The organism is Albimonas pacifica (assembly GCF_900113695.1).
GTDB classification, from domain to species: Bacteria; Pseudomonadota; Alphaproteobacteria; order Rhodobacterales; family Rhodobacteraceae; genus Albimonas; species Albimonas pacifica.
The window spans coordinates 105,383-122,913 of sequence record NZ_FOQH01000001.1 but is presented as its reverse complement, the minus strand read 5'-3'; the positions used below and the strand labels follow the sequence as shown (position 1 = coordinate 122,913).

At 72.6% G+C, this 17,531-nt stretch carries 16 protein-coding genes; 6 read left to right on the top strand and 10 right to left on the bottom strand.

Features of this window, described 5'->3' with window-relative positions; translation table 11 throughout:
- Positions 1-3 precede the first annotated feature (3 nt).
- Positions 4-612 carry a flavin reductase family protein gene (locus BM064_RS00480; protein ID WP_092856692.1) on the bottom strand — a complete coding sequence of 203 codons (609 nt, stop codon included), beginning with the start codon at positions 610-612 and terminating at the stop codon, positions 4-6.
- A 3-nt stretch (positions 613-615) separates the two neighbouring features.
- Complete coding sequence (locus tag BM064_RS00475; RefSeq protein WP_092856689.1) at positions 616-1,542, bottom strand: N-carbamoyl-D-amino-acid hydrolase; 927 nt, start codon at positions 1,540-1,542, stop codon at positions 616-618.
- 220 nt (positions 1,543-1,762) lie between these two features.
- Here BM064_RS00475 and BM064_RS00470 point away from each other — a divergent pair, with 220 nt between their 5' ends.
- The 3 genes from BM064_RS00470 to BM064_RS00460 all read left to right on the top strand — a co-directional run bounded on the left by BM064_RS00470 (position 1,763) and on the right by BM064_RS00460 (position 4,922).
- A complete protein-coding gene (locus BM064_RS00470) occupies positions 1,763-2,470 on the top strand; it encodes a CDP-alcohol phosphatidyltransferase family protein (protein WP_092856686.1) in 708 nt (235 codons plus the stop codon).
- Positions 2,471-2,477: 7 nt separating this feature from the next.
- Complete coding sequence (gene rlmJ, locus BM064_RS00465) at positions 2,478-3,257, top strand: 23S rRNA (adenine(2030)-N(6))-methyltransferase RlmJ (RefSeq protein ID WP_092856683.1); 780 nt, start codon at positions 2,478-2,480, stop codon at positions 3,255-3,257.
- Between the two features lie 477 nt (positions 3,258-3,734).
- The gene (locus BM064_RS00460) at positions 3,735-4,922 is read left to right on the top strand and encodes a BaiN/RdsA family NAD(P)/FAD-dependent oxidoreductase (RefSeq protein WP_092856680.1); all 1,188 of its coding nucleotides are present in this window, start codon (positions 3,735-3,737) and stop codon (positions 4,920-4,922) included.
- On the opposite strand, the gene BM064_RS00455 is transcribed toward BM064_RS00460, so the two are convergent.
- From BM064_RS00455 to BM064_RS00425, 7 genes are all read right to left on the bottom strand, one after another.
- Entirely contained in the window at positions 4,915-5,184 is a 270-nt protein-coding gene (locus tag BM064_RS00455; RefSeq protein ID WP_092856677.1) for a DksA/TraR family C4-type zinc finger protein, read from the bottom strand. The two genes, BM064_RS00460 and BM064_RS00455, sit on opposite strands and share 8 nt — an antisense overlap.
- 42 nt (positions 5,185-5,226) lie before the next feature.
- The gene (locus BM064_RS00450; RefSeq protein WP_177236098.1) at positions 5,227-6,165 is read right to left on the bottom strand and encodes an AEC family transporter; all 939 of its coding nucleotides are present in this window, start codon (positions 6,163-6,165) and stop codon (positions 5,227-5,229) included.
- 437 nt (positions 6,166-6,602) lie between these two features.
- Positions 6,603-7,796 (bottom strand): ABC transporter substrate-binding protein, encoded by a 1,194-nt coding sequence (locus BM064_RS00445; RefSeq protein WP_092856671.1) that lies wholly within the window; start codon positions 7,794-7,796, stop codon positions 6,603-6,605.
- Between the two features lie 34 nt (positions 7,797-7,830).
- On the bottom strand, positions 7,831-8,556 hold the full coding sequence (locus BM064_RS00440; protein ID WP_092856668.1) for an ABC transporter ATP-binding protein: 726 nt from the start codon (positions 8,554-8,556) through the stop codon (positions 7,831-7,833).
- Positions 8,549-9,334: an ABC transporter ATP-binding protein gene (locus BM064_RS00435; protein WP_092856665.1), complete on the bottom strand. Its 786-nt coding sequence runs from the start codon at positions 9,332-9,334 to the stop codon at positions 8,549-8,551. Before BM064_RS00435 ends, BM064_RS00440 begins: the two co-directional genes overlap by 8 nt.
- Positions 9,331-10,260, bottom strand: coding sequence for a branched-chain amino acid ABC transporter permease (locus BM064_RS00430; protein WP_092856662.1), 930 nt, complete (start codon positions 10,258-10,260; stop codon positions 9,331-9,333). Before BM064_RS00430 ends, BM064_RS00435 begins: the two co-directional genes overlap by 4 nt.
- A complete protein-coding gene (locus BM064_RS00425) occupies positions 10,260-11,177 on the bottom strand; it encodes a branched-chain amino acid ABC transporter permease (protein WP_092856658.1) in 918 nt (305 codons plus the stop codon). The genes BM064_RS00430 and BM064_RS00425 overlap by 1 nt, the downstream gene beginning before the upstream one ends.
- Before the next feature lie 505 nt (positions 11,178-11,682).
- Between BM064_RS00425 and BM064_RS00420 the strand changes: the two genes are divergently transcribed.
- Genes BM064_RS00420 through BM064_RS00410 form a run of 3 tightly spaced genes read left to right on the top strand, consistent with a single transcriptional unit; the run spans position 11,683 to position 14,300 of the window.
- Positions 11,683-12,594 (top strand): polysaccharide deacetylase family protein, encoded by a 912-nt coding sequence (locus BM064_RS00420; RefSeq protein ID WP_092856655.1) that lies wholly within the window; start codon positions 11,683-11,685, stop codon positions 12,592-12,594.
- 56 nt (positions 12,595-12,650) lie between these two features.
- Positions 12,651-13,523, top strand: a complete 873-nt coding sequence (locus BM064_RS00415) for an MBL fold metallo-hydrolase (RefSeq protein WP_092856653.1) — start codon at positions 12,651-12,653, stop codon at positions 13,521-13,523.
- Between the two features lie 45 nt (positions 13,524-13,568).
- Positions 13,569-14,300: an SDR family NAD(P)-dependent oxidoreductase gene (locus BM064_RS00410; protein ID WP_092856650.1), complete on the top strand. Its 732-nt coding sequence runs from the start codon at positions 13,569-13,571 to the stop codon at positions 14,298-14,300.
- 293 nt (positions 14,301-14,593) lie between these two features.
- Here BM064_RS00410 and BM064_RS00405 read toward each other — a convergent pair whose 3' ends face one another.
- On the bottom strand, positions 14,594-17,272 hold the full coding sequence (locus BM064_RS00405) for a phosphatidylglycerol lysyltransferase domain-containing protein (RefSeq protein WP_092856646.1): 2,679 nt from the start codon (positions 17,270-17,272) through the stop codon (positions 14,594-14,596).
- Positions 17,273-17,531: the final 259 nt, after the last annotated feature.

Below are 17,531 nucleotides of genomic sequence, written 5' to 3'. Positions count from 1 at the left end.
CGCTTACGGCTTCGGCTTGGGGATCGGGTGCGGCTCGATCTCTTCGAGGCGAGCGTAGCGGTCGGCGAAGAGACGCGCGATGGGGAAGTCGCCCTGCCAGTCGAAGCGCAACGTCTCGGGGTCCACCAGCCCGTCGCGGGCCTGCAGCGCCACCGCCTCGCCGATCAGCAGCTCGCGGGTGGGGCCGAAGGTCAGGCCGGTGATCTTGCGGCATTCCAGCGCCACCGGGCAGTCGGCGAGGCGCGGGGGGGCGACCCTGGCGGAGGGGGCGAGCTTCAGGCCCAGCGCCTCCGGCTCGCCGCGGTCTGCGGGGTAGACGGCGGCGCTGTCGACCATGTCGCCGATCTGGCTCAGCGCAGGGATGTTCACCACGAACTCGCCGGTGGCGAGGATGTTGCGCGTGGTGTCCTTGGGCTCCTCCGCCTTGTGGCCGAGGCCCACCACCACCAGCGCCGGGTCCTCGCCGAAGACGTTGAAGAAGGAGTAGGGGGCGGCGTTGACGACCCCCTCGGGGCTGATGGTGGTGATCCAGGCCACGGGCCGCGGGATCACCGCGCCGCACATCAGCTTGTAGCGGAGTTTCGGGTCGAGCCCGTCGAAATCGATCAGCATGGGTCAGTCCTGAGGGGGCGTGGCGCCGGTCTGGGCGGTGATCCGGCCGTAGTGCTCGATGCGGCGGTGGCGGGCGAAGTCGAAGATCGTCTCCTTGCCGAAATTGCAGGCGTCCATGTCGGCGTCGGCCACGATCAGCTCGTCGCCCTCGGTCTGCGCGCGGGCGACGACGAAGCCGTTGGGGTCGACGATGATCGAGCCGCCCATCAGCGGGTGCCCGTCCTCGTCCCCCGCCTTGGCCACCGCCACCGCCCAGCAGGCGTTCTGGTAGGCGCCCGAGGTGATGGACAGCTCCGAGTGGTAGAGGCGCTTCTCCAGCCCCTCGTCCCCCATCTGGGAGTTCACCGAGGGGGTGTTGTAGCCCAGCACGACCAGTTCGACCCCCTGCAGGCCCATCACCCGCCAGGTCTCGGGCCAGCGGCGGTCGTTGCAGATGCACATGCCCATCACCGCGCCCTCGTTGCGCCAGACGGGGAAGCCGAGGTCGCCCGGCTCGAAATAGCGCTTCTCGAGGTGCTGGTGGGTGCGCTCGGGGTCGTACTCGACATGCCCCGGCAGGTGGACCTTGCGGTACTTGCCCACGATCGCCCCGGTGCGATCCGTGAGGATCGAGGTGTTGAAGCGCCGGCCCTCGGGCGTGCGCTCGGCGTAGCCGAAGCTGATCGCGATGCCGTGGGCCTTCGCCCGGTCGAACAGGGGCTGGGTGGCCGCGTTGGGCATCGCGTCCTCGTAGAACGAGGGGATGTCGGCCTCGTGCTCCTTCCAGCGGGGGAAGAAGGTGGTCAGCGCCAGCTCGGGGAACACCACCAGGCCGCAGCCCTGCTCCGCCGCCCGGTCGAGCAGCGCGATCATCCGCGCCACGACCGAGGCGCGGTCCTCCGCCTTCTGGATGGGCCCCATCTGGGCGCCCCCGATCTTGATGACGCGCATGGCGTCTCCTCCGCTGGAGCGGAGCCGCGTCCCGTCGGGCCGGCGCCTGCGCACGCCCCGCGACGAGGGCGGGCGGGCGGCGCGGCCGGTCGGGGGGCTCCCGGCGAGAATGGTCCGGACAAGACCCTAACCAGCCCCGCCGGGCGCGTCGATGTCGCGAACGCCGCGGGGAGGCGCGCCGCGCCTTACAAAACGCGCCCGGCGCAGGTATAGGGGTGAGATGACGACATCGGCTCTGCGCGCTCTTTCCGTCCACCTGCTCACCGCCACCGGGGCGGTGTTCGCCATGCTGGCCTTGCTGGCGGCGGTGGACGAGAAATGGAACCTGATGTTCCTGTGGCTGGTCGTGGCCTTCGCGGTCGACGGAATCGACGGGCCGCTGGCGCGCAAGTACGACGTGCGCACCCACGCGCCGCATATCGACGGCGTGGTGCTCGACCTGATCATCGACTACCTCACCTACGTGTTCATCCCGGCCTACGCCCTGTTCCAGTCCGGCATCCTGCCCGGCGTCTGGGCCTGGGTGGCGCTGCTGGGGATCACCTTCTCGTCCGGGCTCTACTTCGCGGGAAGCTGGATGAAGACCGGGGACAAGAGCTTCCTGGGCTTCCCCGGCTGCTGGAACATGGTGGTGCTGGTGCTGTTCGCCACCACGCCCTCGCCCGGCGTGATCATGGCGGTGATCACGGTGCTGGCGGCGGCGATGTTCGCGCCGCTGAAGTTCATCCACCCGGTCCGCACCGTGCGCTGGCGCAAGATCTCGCTGCCCGCGGCGATCCTGTGGACGGTGTTCGGCTGCTGGGCGGCGCTGGCGCATTTCGACCCGGGCGTCTTCGTGCAGACCGGGGTGGTGGTGACCAGCCTCTACCTGCTCGGGGCCGGCATGGCCCAGCAGCTGAGCGACGCCTTCCGCCGCCGGGCCTCCTGAGCGGCCGATGCTCTCCTACCAGCACGCCTACCACGCCGGGAACGCCGCCGACGTGCACAAGCACGCCATGCTGGCGCTGGCGCTGGACTACATGGCGCGCAAGCCCAAGCCCCTGACCTATTTCGAGACGCACGCCGGCCGCGCGCTCTACGACCTCGCGGGCCCCGAGGCGCGCAAGACCGGCGAGGCCGAGGCCGGCCTCGCCCGGATGGAGCGCTGGTTCGCCCCCGATCACCCCTATGCCCGCGCGCTGGCCGAGGCGCGCGCCCAGGGCGGCGCGAGCGCCTACCCCGGCTCCCCCCTCGTCGCCCGCGCCCTGTTGCGCGCCGACGACCGCATCGTGCTGGCCGAGCGCCACCCCCAGGAGGTCGCGGCCCTTCGCGAGGCCCTGCCGCTCGCCGAGATCCACGACGCCGACGGGCCGTCTCTGGCGCTGTCGCTGACCCCGCCGGACCCGCGGCGGGGGTTTCTTCTCGTGGACCCGTCCTACGAGGTGAAGTCCGAGTGGTCGGCGATCCCGGAGCTGGTCGCCAACATCCGGCGCAAGTGGCCGGTGGGGGTGCTGATGCTGTGGTATCCGCTGCTCGCCTCGGGCGCCCACCGCGAGCTGACCGCGAAGCTCGCCGCGATGGGCCCCGAGGGCGTGGCCCGCTCCGAGGTCCGCTTCCCCCCGGCGCGCGCGGGTCACCGGATGATCGGCTCGGGCCTCTGGCTCGCCAACCCGCCCTGGGGCTGGGAGGAGGCCGCCCGGGCGCTGGAGACGAGGTTCGCGGCCCTCAAGCCCTGACCCCGCCCCGCGCGCCGCCAGCGCCCGACCGCGCCGCCGCCCGCCCCCCGCGCCCCGCCGGCGACCCTCGCAAAGCGCCTGTTCTCCGGAGCCGTCTCTCGCGGATGCCGGAAAGAGCGACTCGCCCCGGCCGGTCAAGGATCGCGCAGCGACCGGCGAAGCCGGCTTGTCCTTGACCGGCCGGGGCGAGTCGCTCAGGCATCCATCGGCGAGAGACGGCGCCGGAGGACAGGCGCGGGGCTTGTTCTTGGGTGAGTCAGGAGCCCGCCGGAGGCTCCCGACCTCTCCCATCCCGCCCGCCCCCGCCAGGCGAGAGACGCCGCCAGGCCCGCCCGCAGGGCGCCTGCGGGCCCGGAGACGGCGCGCCGTTGCAGGGGACGGGGAGGGGCGGTAGAGGGGACCGGCTTCGGCGCCCCCTCCGGAAGGGGCTGCGGAGCGGCCTCGCCTAGTTCTCTGACCTGCTCTCGGGACCCCGCCATGGACTACGACGCGATCGTTCTGGGGGCCGGGGGGGCCGGGCTGATGGCGGCCCTGACCGCGGGCCAGGCCGGGGCGCGGGTGCTGGTGCTGGATCACGCCGAGAAGGCCGGCAAGAAGATCCTGATCTCCGGCGGCGGACGCTGCAACTTCACCAACATGGGCGTCGAGCCGGGCTGCTATCTCTCGGCCAACCCGCATTTCGCCAAGTCCGCGCTCAGCCGCTACACGCAGTGGGACTTCCTCGACCTCGTCCAGCGCCATGGCATCGCCTGGCACGAGAAGACGCTGGGGCAGCTGTTCTGCGACGGATCGGCCCGCCAGATCGTGGCCATGCTGCTCGACGAATGCGCCCGCGGCGGCGTCGAGATCCGGCTGGAGACCCCGCTCGGCGAGATCGGCCATGCCGACGGCCGCTTCCGGGTCGCCGGCGCCTCGGCGCCCCGGCTGGTGCTGGCCACCGGCGGCCCCTCGATCCCCAGGATGGGGGCGAGCGGGATCGCCTACGACATCGCCCGCCGCTTCGGCCTGAACGTGGTCCCCCCGCGCCCGGCGCTGGTCCCCTTCACGCTGGGCGAGGCGGACGCCGACCTCAAGGCGATCAGCGGCGTCGCCTTCCCCGCGGTCGCCTCCGCCGGCGGCGTCTCCTTCGAGGAGGCGGCCCTCTTCACCCATCGCGGCCTCTCCGGCCCCGCGATCCTGCAGGTCTCCTCCTACTGGTCGCCGGGCGAGCCGGTGCGCCTGCGCCTCCTCCCCGACGCCGCCGCGAAGCTGCGCGAGGCCAAGCGGCGCGCGCCCCGCGCCCATCTCAAGGCGGCGCTGGCCGAGCATCTGCCCCGCCGCCTCGCCGACGCGCTCGCCGCCCGCCTCGCCCTGCCGCAGGAGCTGGGCAACACGCCGGACGCCGCGCTCGACGCGCTGGGCGCGGAGCTGGAGGCGATGGAGTTCCGCCCCACCGGCACCGAGGGCTACGCCAAGGCGGAGGTGACCGCGGGCGGGATCGACACCGACGGCCTCTCCTCGAAGACCATGGAGGCGAAGGCGGTCCCCGGCCTCTACGCCATCGGCGAGGCGGTGGACGTCACCGGCTGGCTGGGGGGCTACAACTTCCAGTGGGCCTGGGCCTCGGGCGTCGCCGCGGGCAGGGCCGTCGCCGAGGCGACCGCCGCAGGCCGCGCCGCTACTTGAGCTGGCTGTCCTTGGAGCCGCGGCGGTTGATGCCGCCGCGCGCGACCGGGGCGCGGTCGCGCTCGGTCTGGCACTCGATGCAGAGCCGCACGCCGGGGATCGCCTGGCGGCGGGCCTCGGGGATCGGCTCCTCGCACTCGGCGCAATGGGTCAGGCTCTCGCCGCGCGGGCGGCCGGTGGTCCGCAGGCGCAGGAGCTCGTCCTCGATGGACGCCTCGATCTGTTCGTTCACCGCGCCGTCGCGCGCCCAGCCGCCAGCCATGTGCAGGTCCTCCTGCCCCTCAATGTAGGGGCGAAGGCGCGCTCAGGCCAGCCAGGCGACGAGCAGCGAGATCGTCGCGAAGCTGGCGGCGGTGGACAGGATCAGAGAGGTCGCGCAGACCTGCTCGCCCCCGTAGGGCTGGCCCAGCAGCGGGAAGAGGGAGAGCATCGGCATCGCCGCGTTGGCGATGCCGATGGCGGCCATGCCGGGCGAGACCCCGGGCAGCAGCCAGAAGGCCGCCGCGGTCAGGGCCGGGTGCAGCAGCAGCTTCGCGGCCGAGATGGTCAGCGCGCGCCGCCAGGCCCCGCTGACCGGGAAGCGCGCCACGGTGCCGCCCACGGCGAAGAGCGCCACGGGCGCCGCCACCGCGGCCATCATCGTGATCGCCGTCTCCAGCGGGGCGGGCGGCGCGAAGCCGATCGAGCGCGCCGCCACCGCCAGCGCCACCGCCAGCAGCAGCGGGTTGCGCGCGGCGTGCGAGAGCGAGCGCCACGCCAGCGCCTTCCAGTCCGCCTCGGGCGAGGAGGCGACGTTGGCCGCGACCATGGCCAGCGGGATCATCACCGCGCTCTCGACGATGATGATCATCGCGAAGGCGGCCGCGGCCTCGGGCCCGAAGACCAGCGAGGTGATGGCGAAGCCCATGAAGCCGGTGTTGGACGAGGCCATGCCCAGCCCGAACACCCAAGCGATCCCCGGCCCCTGGTCGAAGAGCCGGCGCATGATCGCCCGACCGATCACCATGCCGACAAGCGAGGCGCCGAGGTAGCCGATCAGGAACGACCACTCGAACCCGCCGGGCCCCTGCCCCTCGCGCGGGATGGCGATGGCCTGGAAGATCAGCGCGGGCAGGCTCACGCGGACCACGAAGGCCCCCAGCGCGCCGAGCCCGTCGGTGACGAGATACTGCCAGCGGAAGGCCGCGTAGCCCGCCAGGATCAGCAGGTAGAGCGGCAGGGTGATCCAGATGATCTCGAGCACGGGCGGGCGTCCGGAGAGGGGTGTGGCAGCGCTGTCATGGCCCGGATGCGGGCCGATGCGCGAGACGGCGGCTGGGCGCGCGCGCTTTGGGCGCAGGGGCGGGGCGACGGGCGCTCGGGGACGACGGCCCCGTCGGCCGGCGGAGCGCGGCCCCCTCCCTCGTCGGTCGCGGAGACGGCCGGCGTCGCGCCGGAGGTCCCGGAGCGCGGCCGGGGCCTGTGCGGCCGGCGGGGACGACCGAAGCGCGGGGCCAAGCGGGCGGGCAGGCCGCGCGGGGACGACGAGCATGGCGGCGGGGGAGGGAGCCGCGGGGCGCGCGGCCGGAGACAGAGCTCGCCGGGGGGAGGCGAGGGGAGACGAACCGCGCCGGCCGTAGGGGACGGCCGGCGCGGGAAGAGAGGGGGCCGGGGACGGGAGCCCGGCCCGGCCCTAACAGGTCACTCGCAGGCGTCGGCGGGGGCCTCGGCGAACTTGGTCCAGGCGCCGTCCTTGATCTCGATGACGTAGCCCGGCAGCTCGGCGTCGTGCTTGGCGTCGAAGCAGACGTCGTCGCCGACGATGCCGTCGAAGGTCACGCCGTCCATCGCGGCCAGGATCGCCGCGCGCTCCTCCTCGACCTTGGCCGGGTCGCCGGTGACGCCCGCGGCCTCCATCACCTGCTTGAGCAGGTAGACCCCGTCATAGGCCTGCGCGTCGGAGTGGTGGGCGCCCAGCTTGTGGATGCCGTTCGCCTCCAGCCGCTCCAGCAGCTTGGCGTCGAAGGCGGCGGACTGCTCGGTGCGGCCCTTCCAGAAGCCGGCCACGACCATGGTGCCGTTGCCCTCGGGGCCGAAGAGCTCGACGATCAGCGGATCGGCGAAGATCTGGGAGCCGATGATCCGGCCCTCGTAGCCCTGGCGACGCAGCTCCTTGATCACCTTGGAGGCGGAGTCGGGCAGGCCCGCCACCGCCACCAGGTCGGGGTTCGACTGCATGATCTTGGCCGCCTGGCCGGACATGTCGAAGGACTTGTACTGCACCGGGATCGGCTCGCCGACCTTGATGCCCGCCTTCTCCATCAGCGCGGGATAGAGCTGGGTGCCGGCGCCGGCCGAGACGACCTCGTCCGAGACGTAGACGATCTCTGCCGTCTCCATCGGCAGGCCCGCGTCCTTCATCGCCGTCAGCAGGCGGGAGAACTGCTTGCTCTCGTCCTCGGTCAGCCGCCAGCCCCACTTGCTCTCGGCCACCAGGTCGGGGGCGGAGGCGGCGGTGGGGATCATCAGCACGCCGAAGCGGTCGGCCATGGTCAGCGCCACCCGGGTCTCGCCCGAGGAGAACGGCCCGAGGATCGCCAGCACGTTCTCGTCCTGCACCAGCGTGCGCACGCCCACCGCGGCCTGCTTGGCGTCGGAGCCGGTGTCGAAGCGCACGATCTCGATCGGCTTGCCGTTGATGCCGCCGGCGGCGTTGATCTCCTCGACGGCGATGTCGAAGGCGTGCACGGCCGGCTCTCCCGGGCCCTTCAGGAAGCCGGTGGTGACGACGATGTTGCCGATCTTGATCGTGTCCTGGGCCAGCGCCGGGAGGGCTGCGAGGCTGAAGGCGGCGAGGCCGGCGGCCGCCGCTAGCGTCTTCGCGCGAAGCGTCATGATGTGGGTTCCCCTGTTTGCGGTTTGGTCTTGCTTATGCGGGCTCGGCGCCCAGGTAGGCCTCGGCCAGGGCGGCGTCGGCGGCGAGGTCGGCGGCGGCCCCTTGCAGGGTCACCCGGCCGAGTTCGAGGACATAGGCGCGCGAGGCGATCTCGAGCGCCATGTGGGTGTTCTGCTCCACCAGCAGGATCGAGAGGCCCTCGCCGTTCAGCTCCTGGATCAGCGAGAACAGCTTCTCGACGAACAGCGGCGAGAGGCCGAGCGAGGGCTCGTCGAGCATCATCAGCTTGGGTCGCCCGATCAGGGCGCGCCCGACGGCCAGCATCTGCTGCTCGCCGCCCGAGAGGACGGTGGCCTTCATGTCCCGGCGCTCGGCGAGGTTGGGGAAGCGTTCGTAGACGGCCTTGATGTCCTTCTCGACGGCGCTCTGGTCGCGGCGCAGGTGGCCGCCCATCAGAAGGTTCTCGTGCACCGTCATCGAGACGAAGATCTGGCGCCCCTCGGGCACCAGCATCATGCCCGAACGCACCCGCTCGGCCGAGCCGGCGTTGGTCAGGTCGCGGCCCATGAAGCGGATCGTCCCGCCGGAGGGCTTCACCGCGCCCTGAAGCGCGCGAAGCAGCGAGGTCTTGCCCGCCCCGTTGGCGCCCAGCACGGCGACGATTTCGCCCTCGCCCACGGTGAGGGAGACGCCGCGCACCGCGTGGGTGCGGCCGTAGGTGACGTCGAGGGCTTCGGTCTCCAGCCAGGCCTCAGACATGGGCGGCCTCCTTCTCGCCCGCGTGGCGGGGACCGAGATAGGCCTCCAGCACCTGCGGGTCCTCGTGCACCTTCGACACCGGGCCGTCGTAGATCTTGCGCCCGAAGTTCAGCACCACGGTGGAGGTGCACAGCGAGCGCACCAGGCTCATGTCATGCTCGACCACCAGCAGGGTCACGCCGGTCTCGGAGATCTGCAGGAGGAAGTCGCGCAGGCTGGCGGTCTCGACGGCGTTGAGGCCCGCGGCCGGCTCGTCCAGCAGCAGCAGCTTGGGCTTCGCGGCGAGCGCGCGGACCACCTCGATCTTCTTGCGGATGCCGTAGGGCAGCGTCGCCACCACGTCGCCGGGCCGCGTCTCGATGTTCATCGAGGCGAGCAGGTCTTCGGCCTCGCGGTAGGCGGCGGAGCGGCCGAAGGCCGAGACCGGGGCGACGAAGTCCCGCCAGCCGCGCGCCCGCGACTGCTGGCCGAGCATCACGTTCTCGACCACCGACAGGTGCGGCATCAGGCGGATGTTCTGGAAGCTGCGCGCCATGCCCAGCCCGATGCGGGCGCGCGAGGGATAGGCGTCGATGACCTCTCCATCCAGCGTCACCGTGCCCACGTCCTGCCGGTAGACCCCGGTCAGGAGGTTGAACATCGTGGTCTTGCCGGCGCCGTTGGGCCCGATCAGGGCGAGGCGGCCGCCGGCGGGAACCTCGAACGAGACCTCGGAGATCACGGCGAGGCCGCCGAAGCTCTTCGACAGGTCGTCGACCTTGAGAAGCGGCTGGGTCATTCGGCGGCCTCCGCGCGCGCGGCCCGGGGGGCGCGGTTGAGCGGGCGCAGCCGCTCGACCATGGTGCGGGTGATCAGGCCCTCGGGGCGGAAGATCATCATCAGCACCGTGGCGACGCCCAGGATCACGAAGCGCCAGGATTCGTCGGGCGGCGTCGCGGCGCCCTCGATGCCGAGCGCTCCGAACACCGCCTCCTTGAGCGCCGGGAGCGTGTCGCGCAGCGCCTCGGGCAGGAGCGTGAAGAAGGCCGCGCCGAACAGCGGCCCCCACGCGGTCTGCGCGCCGCCGAGCAGCACGTAAAGCAGCACGTAGATCGAGAGCGAGGCGTTGAAGACCTGGATCTCGACGAAGCTGTAGGCATGGGCGTAGAGCGCGCCCGAGAGGCCCGCCAGCGCCGCGCCCAGCGCGAAGGCGCAGACGCGCACCATGCGCACGTTCACGCCCATCAGGTCGGCCACCACCTCGTCGTCGTGGACCGAGCGGACCACGAGGCCGAAGCGGGTGGACATCAGCCAGAACACCCCCACGGCGACGATCACCGCGGCGATCGCCGGCACGTCCCAGTCGATGAAGGTCGGCACCGGCAGGCCGGTGGCCCCGCCCAGCGCGTCGGAGTTCAGGATCAGGCCGGCCACGACCTCGGCGAAGGCGAATGTTCCCAACACGAGATACACCCCCTTCAGCCGGAGGATCGGGAAGGAGATCGCGAAGCCGATGACGCCCGCCACGATCATGCCCGACGCGATGGTGACGAAGAGGGGCTGGTCCATCTCCATCGCGAGGTAGGCGGCAGCGTAGGCGCCCAGCGCCTGGAAGCCCGCGCCGCCGAGGTTCAGCTGGCCCGTCGCCACGGCGAGGAAGATGCCGTAGGCGAAGATCACGTTGATCGAGAGGATGGTGATCAGGCCGATCCAGTAGCCGCTCATCACAGCTTCCCCTTGCCGATGGCATGGTGGCCGAAGAGGCCCTGCGGACGGATCAGCAGCGTGATCAGCAGGGCGCCCCAGACGGTCGCCTGCACCGTGTCGGCGCCGGCCCAGTGGATGGTCATCATCTCGATCAGCCCGATGATCACCCCGCCCGCGACCGCGCCCCACAGGGACCCGAGGCCGCCCACGACCATGCCGGCGATGGCCTTGGAGCCGATGTCCTCGCCCATCTGCGGGGAGACCTCGCCGTAGTTGACCGCGAAGAGCGCGCCGGCGAGGCCGCAGAGCATGCCGGTCAGCATGAACACCACCGGCACCACGCGCCGGGTCTCGATGCCCAGGATCCCGGCGGCGTCGGGGTTCTCGGCGATGGCGCGCAGCATCCGGCCGATGCGGGAGGATTTCATCATCCACACCAGCCCCAGCACCAGCAGCACCACGACCGCCAGCGACACCACCTGCGGCACGCGCAGGTGAATCCCCGCAAGCGACAGCGTCAGGTCCGCCGAGGGGCCGGGGAAGCGCTGGGCGTCGGAGCCATGCTCGATGCGCACCAGGTTCTCGAGGATCAGCAGGAAGCCCAGGGAGGAGACCAGCGGGATCGCGTGCTCGGTCGAATCGCCGTAGCGGGTCTTGAGGTAGCGGAAGGTGAACCGCTCGACGATCAGCGAGGCGACGATGGCGACGACCACGCCGCCCGCCAGCGCCAGCGGCCAGGGCAGCGGGCCGGAGATCCCGAAGGGCAGGCCCCAGAAGGCCAGCGACCAGCCCACCATGCCCGCCAGCATGAACAGCGTGGGGATGGTGAAGTTCAGGAAGTTGAGGATCGAGATGGTGAGCGTGAAGGCCACGGCCACGGTCACGTAGACCGAGCCCAGCATCAGCCCGTTGGCGATCTGCTGGAGGAGAAGCATCAGGCCCGGACCTCCGCCAGGGCGAGCGCGGGCGCGCCCGACTCGCGCGCCAAGACCGCTCCGCGCCCGGCGCCGCGGCGGCCCGCCGCAGGCCCGCGCGGGGCGCGTGTATACAAAACCGCAGCCTCGACCCGGGCCCCGCGCGTCGCGTCCCCCTGCCCGGCCCCGGCCGCGGGAAGATCGGCCGCCGGCCGCCGCTCGTGCCGGGTTCGACCCGCTCCAGACCCTGTATTCGGCCGTATCCGCACCGTTTCGCCCTTTCCGCCGGGTTGTTGCCGGCTGTCACGTCACCCCTGTCGCGGCTCCCGAAGCCGGCCCCCACGCCACGGGGCGATGGGCTGGGCTCCGCGAAACGCCGGACATTCCCTGACAAGCGCAGTTGAAATGTCCTGACAACTTGTACACGGTGCGAACCGGCCCTATCGGAGTCAAGCGAAACATTCGGCAGCCTGCCCCCCGGCGCCCACGGCGCGGGCGCCTGCCTGAGGGGAAGGAGCCCTGAGCCGTGCATTACGATTTCGTCCCCATCGCCCACCGCCAGCCGCTGAAGTGGCCGAACGGCAAGCGCCTGGCGGTGATCCTGACCACCAACTTCGAATACTGGGACCCCGCGCGCGAGGATCCCAAGCCCTTCTACCCCGGCGGCCCCGGCATCGTGGGGGGCGAGCTTGCGGGCGACGTCTACGACAACCCCAACTGGACCTGGCGCGAGTACGGCCAGCGGGTCGGCGTGTGGCGGATGTTCGACGTCTTCGACGCCGAGGGCGTGCCCTCGTCGTGCACGATGAACGCCAAGATGGGGATCGAGCGGAAGGCCGTGGTCGACGCCGCCGTCGAGCGCGGCTGGGAGATCGTCGCCCACAACTACGTGCAGACCGACCTGCTGACCGACTTCCACAAGGACCCGGAGAAGGAGCGCGAGGTGATCCGCGAGACCCTGCGGATCTGCGAGGAGACCACCGGCAAGCGGCCGAAGGGGTGGCTGTCGTCCTCCCTGCGCTCGACGCCCAACACGGCGGATCTGCTGGCGGAGGAGGGGATGCTCTACTTCACCGACCTGCTCAACGACGACCAGCCCTACCTGATCCACACGAAGTCGGGGAAGCCGCTGGTCTCGGTGTCCTATACGTCCGAGGTCAACGACTTCACCGTGTTCATGCGCCAGGGGCAGACCTGCGACGGCGGCTTCGCGGTGTTCAAGGAGGCGTTCGACTGGCTCTACGCCGAGTCGGAGCATTCCGGCCGCTTCCTCAACATCGGCCTGCACCCGCATGTCATCGGCCAGCCGTTCCGCATCCGGGCGCTGCGCGACTTCATCCGCTATGCCAAGCAGTTCGACGACGTGTGGTTCGCCACCCGCGAGGAGATCGCGACGTGGTATCTGGAGACCCACCAGAGCCACATTCCCACGGCCTGAGCCCCCCGCCCGGCGCCGCGACGCGCCGGGCCCCTCGCGGAAGGAGATCCCCGACCATGCTGACCCTCGGCGCCGCCACCATCGAGCGGATCGTGGACATAGACCCCTTCCGCTTCGGGCTGACCCAGATCTTCCCCGACGCCTCGCTGGAGGCGCTGGAGGACGCGCGGGCGTGGCTGGAGCCTCACAGCCTCGATTTCGCGACCGGCCAGGTGCTGCTGGGGGTGCAGAGCCACCTCTTGCGCATCGGCGGCCTGACCATCCTGGTCGACACCTGCGTGGGCGAGTGCAAGCCCCGCCCCAGGCGCCCCGACTGGCATGAGCGGCGCGACACCGGATACCTCGACCGCCTCGCCGCCGCCGGCGTGCGGCCCGAGGACGTCGACGTGGTGATGTGCACCCATCTCCACGCCGATCACGCCGGCTGGAACACGCGGCTGGAGAACGGCCGCTGGGTCCCCACCTTCCCCAGGGCACGCTACGTGATGGGCCGCGCCGAGCTCGACCACTGGACCGCCGAGGAGGCCCGCGCGCCGGGCGAGGCGAACCACGGCCTCTTCGCCGATTCCGTGAAGCCGGTGGTCGAGGCGGGCCTCGCCGAGCCGGTCGAGGAAGGGTTCGAGCTGACCGCGGGCCTGTCGCTGATCGCTCTGCCCGGCCACACGCCCGGCCAGATGGGCCTGTCGCTGAAGCACCCCGGCGGCACGGCGATCTTCTGCGGCGACGCCCTGCACTCGCCGGTGCAGCTGCGCCGGCCCGACTGGTCCTCGGCCTTCTGCACCGATCCGGTGCAGGCCGCCCTCACCCGCCGCGCGATGCTCGAACAGGCCGAGGGCTCGGGCGGCATGATCCTGCCGGTGCACCTGCGCGGCGCCACGGGCTTCCGGCCCGAGCGCGTGGGCGACCACTGGCGTCCCGTCTATCTGTGAAAGGACCTCCTCCATGCACGTCTCCCCCCGCGAAAGCCTGAAGCCATGAGCCGCGTCGCCGTGCTGGGCGGCGCCGGCGGCATCGGCCGGGCGCTGGTCTCCTCCCTGCTGGCGCAGGGGGACGAGGTGGTGGTGCTGGACCTGCCCGCCTCGCTCGAGGCGCATCCCCAGGACTGCCCGGGCGTCGACATCGACGTGACCTCCGAGGTCGCGGTCGCCGACGCCATGGCCGAGGTGGCCCGGATCTGGCCCGAGGGGGTGGACGGGTTCGTCAACCTCGCCGGCTGGAACGCGGTGATCAAGCCGGTGAGCGAGATCCCCACCGAGCATTTCGACGAGGTGATCGAGGGCAACCTGCGCGGCCAGTGGGTGGCGGCGAAGGCCGTGCTGCCGCTGATGCGCGAGGGCGGCGCGATGGTGCTGATCTCGTCGGGTCTCGGCCAGTTCATCCGGCCGGGCTTCGGGCCCTACGCCATGGCCAAGGCCGGCGTGATCGCGCTGACCAAGACGCTGGCGCTGGAATGCGCGCCGAAGCTGCGGGTCAACGCGGTCGGGCCGGCGGTGGTGGACACCGGCTTCATCCGCGGCGGCGCAGGCCGCTCGGACGAGCGGGCGGACTCGATCGTGGACCTCGAGTTCCACAAGCGCGTGACCCCGATGGGCCGCGTCGCGGTCGCCGAGGACATCGCCGGACCCATCCGCTTCCTGCTGGGACCGGACAGCGGCTTCATGACCGGCCAGGTGCTGTGGGTGAACGGCGGGGCCTACATGCCCTGAGCCTCGCCCGGAGGCGAGCCTCGCGAGGCGGGGCTCGCTCGGGGGGCGCTTCGCGCGGGAAGGCCGCTCCCGACTCACCCAAGAACAGGGGGCGCGCCTGTCCTCCGGATCCGTCTCTCGCTGAAGATGCCTGAGCGACTCGGCCGGAGGGGTCAAGGACAAGCCCCCTTCGGGGGTCGCTGCGCGATCCTTGACCCCTCCGGCCGAGTCGCTCTGATCGGCATCAGCGAGAGACGGCTCCGGAGAACAGGCGCTTGGCGCCCGGGGCTGGCGTTGCGCCGGGCGCCCTTGGCTTACGTCTCGGTCTGATCGGGGCGGTTGATCAGGCGGTTGGCGGCGAGCAGCGCGCGTGCAGGGGCGGCGCCGGGAGGGGCGGCGAGGTAGCGGGGGCGCCACTCGGGCTTCAGACCCTCCTTGAAGCGGCGCAGGCCGGTGAAGCTGTAGGTCTTCGTCCCGTGCTCGTAGAGGGCATGGGCCAGCTTCTGCCAGGCGGGGGCGCCGGCGCGAGGCGTGAGGCCGGAGAGCGGGGCCATGGCGAGGTCGAGCCAGGCGACGCCGTCGGACTTGAGATCCTCGCACATCCGCAGGAACAGGAATTCCATGCACTTGGCGGGCACGTCGTCGACGTGGCGCATCAGGTCGATGGCGACCTCGTGGCCCCGGGCGGTCTCCATCAGGGAGACGAAGGCGACGATCTCGCCCTCGCGCCGCACCACGGCGACGCGGCCGGCGGCGACCCAGTCGGGGGAGAAGGCGCCGAGGGAGAACCCCTTCTCGCGCGCGCCGCGGGCGGCGAGCCAGGCGTCGGAGACCTTGCGCAGGCGGTCGATCTCGCGCGCCGCGGCCTCGGGGGGGAGGATCTCGGCGGTCAGGCCGTCGCGGGCGGCGAGGGAGATCACCCGGCGGTGGGACTGGCGCTTCGAGCCCTCGAGGGTGAAGGCGGCGAGGTCCACGCGGGCCTGCTCGCCCATCTTCCAGAAGCTCAGCCCGGCCTCGGCGTAGAGGGACAGGCGCTCGGGGCCCACCTGGTAGAAGGCGGGGACGGCGCCGGCGGCGCGGGCGCTCTCGATGAAGGACCAGATCAGCTCGGGCCACAGGTGCTCAGGGCCCACCGGGTCGTGCAGGGCGAGCCAGGTGGAGCCGCGGCGGGCGTACATGACGAAGGCCTCGCCGTCGGCGGAGAAGTGCAGGCGCTTGTCGCCGGAGAGGGCGAGGCGCGCGGCGGCGACGGGCTGGGCGGCGACGATCTCGGCCGCGCGCTCCAGCGCCCGGGCGTCGGGGGCGTCGTCGAGCGGCAGGCGCAGGGCCGGCAGGAAGCCCAGCAGGGCGAAGGCGGCGGCGACGCCCGCCCGGGCCCCGACGCCCCAGGCCTGGTGCGCCTCGGCGGCGGCGATCAGGGCCTGCGCGGCCTGCGCCTCGACCGAGGACAGGCGCCAGGAGAGCGCGCCGACCGCCGTCATCGCCAGGATCGAGGCGAAGGCGCGGGCGCGGCGGGTGGAGAAGGCGGGCAGCCGCAGGCGCGTCGGGCGCTGGAAGCGGGCGCGCAGCAGCGCCAGCAGCCCGGCCAGCGCCAGGTGGGCGGCCGCGAGCCAGGGCGCCGCCTGGGAGAGGGTCAGCGCCAGCCCCGCCGCCAGCGCGGCCGCGACGGCCAGGCGCCAGGCGAGGTCGAGCCCGCGGGCGAGGCCCTGCACGCTCGCCACCAGCACGGCCCCGGCGAGGGCGGCGACGGCGAAGGCGGAGGCGGCGTCGGCCGACGGCGCCCGGGCGAAGATCGAGGCGAGGCCCAGCGCCAGGGCGAGGGCGGCGAGCGGGCGGGGCGCGGCCTCGGCCGCCAGCCGCAGAGCGGCGGCGACGGGGGCGAGACGCGCCAGGCGACGGGCCTCGCCCCCGCCCATGGCGGCCAGCGCCAGGGCCAGCGGGATCACGTGGTAGATCAGCCGGTAGAGGACCAGGGCGGCGGCCGCGTCGGCGGGGTCGGTGGATTTCGACAGGCCCGCGAGGATCACGATCTCGAACACGCCGATGCCGGCGGGGGCGTGCGACAGCACGCCCAGCGCGAGCGCCAGGGCGTAGAGGGGCAGGAAGCCCGCGAAGTCGATGGAGCCTGCGGGCAGCAGCACCCACAGGACCAGGGCGGCGGCCACGGCCTCGGCCACGGTGACGACGAGCTGGCGGGCCATGGCGAGGCGGAAGCGGGCGGCGGGGACGCGGGCCGAGGGGACGGGCGCGGTCTCGGCGTCGGCCTGGGCGGCGGCCTGCTCGGCGGGCGTGGCGGGCCGGGCCTTGTCCGCCGGCGCGGCGTCGGAGGGGCCGGCGGCGAGGCGCGCGCCCCAGCGCCCGCAGGTGGCGAGGGCGGCGAGCGTCGCGCCGATCACGCTCAGCGCGAGGAGGACGGCGGCGGGCTCGCCCACCCCCAGCATGGCGGCGGCGGGGGCGGGCGACCACAGCACGGCGGCGCCGGCGGTCAGCGCCAGGCCCATGGCGAAGGAGAGGGTGCAGCAGGCGACGAGGCGCAGGATCTCGCCTGCGCCGACGCCCATCGGGGCGTAGAAGCGCCAGCGCACGGCGGCGCCGGTGACGGGGCCGAGACCGGCGGTCTGGGCGACCGCGAAGGCGGCCGCGGCGCCCGGGGCGACCTGGCGCCAGGAGCGCGGCCTGCCGATCGCGGCGAAGCCGGTCCAGTCGTAGAGGGTCAGCGCGAGGAAGCTGAGCGCGGTGGCGCCGGCCGCGACGGCGAGACGCCAGCCGGAGGTCGCCTCGATGGCGTGCAGGAGCTGGGCGCGGTCCACGCCCTCGGCGATGCGGGCGAGGCCGGCGAAGGCCAGCGCCACGATGGCGAGCACGGTCGCGACCGCGATCCGCCGCCGGTTGGCCTTCAGCGCGGCGCGAAGCCCCGCGACGCGATCCGAGATGCCGGAAGTCGTCCCGTCGCCCGCGCCCCTGCGCGGCGACGCCTGAAAGCGCGCGCCCATGATCCACCTCGATCGTCGTCCACCGGGGACCGTCGAGGCCCCACCCACGGGCGAGGGGATCGCAGATGGAAATGAAGGAATCGCCCACAATGCAGGCCGGGAGGGCCGCCGCGGAAGGGAATCGCGCGGGATCGGCGCGCGATCCCGGGGCGGCCGGCGCCCTGCCGCGGCGGGGGGGGTGCGCGGGCGCCCTGCGGTTGCATGGGGTGAGGCGGCGGGCTTCGGCGGGGCGGAGCAAGGGGAGACGCGGGGCCTGCGT

Coding starts and splice junctions, on each gene's coding strand:
- BM064_RS00480 (WP_092856692.1), bottom strand. CDS start 612: ATGCTGATCGATTTCGACGGGCTCGACCCGAAACTCCGCTACAAGCTG.
- BM064_RS00475 (WP_092856689.1), bottom strand. CDS start 1,542: ATGCGCGTCATCAAGATCGGGGGCGCCCAGATGGGGCCCATCCAGAAG.
- BM064_RS00470 (WP_092856686.1), top strand. CDS start 1,763: ATGACGACATCGGCTCTGCGCGCTCTTTCCGTCCACCTGCTCACCGCC.
- rlmJ (WP_092856683.1), top strand. CDS start 2,478: ATGCTCTCCTACCAGCACGCCTACCACGCCGGGAACGCCGCCGACGTG.
- BM064_RS00460 (WP_092856680.1), top strand. CDS start 3,735: ATGGACTACGACGCGATCGTTCTGGGGGCCGGGGGGGCCGGGCTGATG.
- BM064_RS00455 (WP_092856677.1), bottom strand. CDS start 5,184: ATGGCTGGCGGCTGGGCGCGCGACGGCGCGGTGAACGAACAGATCGAG.
- BM064_RS00445 (WP_092856671.1), bottom strand. CDS start 7,796: ATGACGCTTCGCGCGAAGACGCTAGCGGCGGCCGCCGGCCTCGCCGCC.
- BM064_RS00440 (WP_092856668.1), bottom strand. CDS start 8,556: ATGTCTGAGGCCTGGCTGGAGACCGAAGCCCTCGACGTCACCTACGGC.
- BM064_RS00435 (WP_092856665.1), bottom strand. CDS start 9,334: ATGACCCAGCCGCTTCTCAAGGTCGACGACCTGTCGAAGAGCTTCGGC.
- BM064_RS00430 (WP_092856662.1), bottom strand. CDS start 10,260: ATGAGCGGCTACTGGATCGGCCTGATCACCATCCTCTCGATCAACGTG.
- BM064_RS00425 (WP_092856658.1), bottom strand. CDS start 11,177: ATGCTTCTCCTCCAGCAGATCGCCAACGGGCTGATGCTGGGCTCGGTC.
- BM064_RS00415 (WP_092856653.1), top strand. CDS start 12,651: ATGCTGACCCTCGGCGCCGCCACCATCGAGCGGATCGTGGACATAGAC.
- BM064_RS00410 (WP_092856650.1), top strand. CDS start 13,569: ATGAGCCGCGTCGCCGTGCTGGGCGGCGCCGGCGGCATCGGCCGGGCG.
- BM064_RS00405 (WP_092856646.1), bottom strand. CDS start 17,272: ATGGGCGCGCGCTTTCAGGCGTCGCCGCGCAGGGGCGCGGGCGACGGG.